This is a genomic window from Azospirillum sp. Sh1 (assembly GCF_008365135.1).
Classification (GTDB): Bacteria; Pseudomonadota; Alphaproteobacteria; order Azospirillales; family Azospirillaceae; genus Azospirillum; species Azospirillum oryzae.
The window spans coordinates 1-782 of the sequence record NZ_VTTK01000096.1 but is presented as its reverse complement, the minus strand read 5'-3'; the positions used below and the strand labels follow the sequence as shown (position 1 = coordinate 782).

The window sequence follows — 782 nt, the reverse complement described above, 5'->3', positions numbered from 1 at the left end:
AAGAAGGAGCCGGCGAAGCCGCCGAACATCGCGGCGATGGCGAAGGCCGCCAGCTTCATGTTGGTGCGGTTGATGCCCAAGGACGCGCAGGCGATGTCGTCCTCGCGCAGGGCTTCCCACGCCCGGCCCAGCGGCAGCTTGCGCACCCTGAGCGTGAACAGGTTCACCACAAGGGCGAGCGCCAGGATGAGGTAATAGAGGAAGATGATGCGGTGGAGCGGCGAGAACTCCAGCCCGAACAGCTCGTGGAAGGCGGCCATGCCCTCGGCCGGGGTGCGGCTGAAGTCGGCGATGCCGAAGAAGCTCGGCCGCGGAATGCCGGAGATGCCGTTGGGACCGCCGGTGAACTGGTACCAGTTGACCAGGATGATGCGGATGATCTCGCCGAAGCCCAAGGTCACGATGGCGAAATAGTCGCCGCGCAGCCGCAGGACGGGGAATCCCAGCAGCACGCCCGAGCAGGCCGCCAGCAATCCGGCCAGCGGCAGGCAGACCCAGAAGCTGAGGCCGAAGTAATGGGCCAGCAGCGCGTAGGAATAGGCGCCGACCGCGTAGAAGGCGACATAGCCGAGGTCGAGCAGGCCGGCCAGCCCGACGACGATGTTCAGGCCCCAGCCCAGCATGATGTAGGTCAGCAGCAGGATGCCGATGTCCAGCAGCATGCGGTCGGCCAGCGGCGTCATCGGCAGCAATGCTGCGAAGACCACGGCGACCGGGCCGATGTAGCGGCTGGCGTGCTGCACCTTGGCGGCGATGCGGTCCATCCGCTTGTCGCGGTCGGC

The 782-nt window shown here is 66.8% G+C and carries 1 pseudogene; it reads right to left on the bottom strand.

Features of this window, described 5'->3' with window-relative positions:
* Positions 1–782 (bottom strand): annotated as a pseudogene (locus FZ029_RS32775) (branched-chain amino acid ABC transporter permease); the annotation flags it as partial.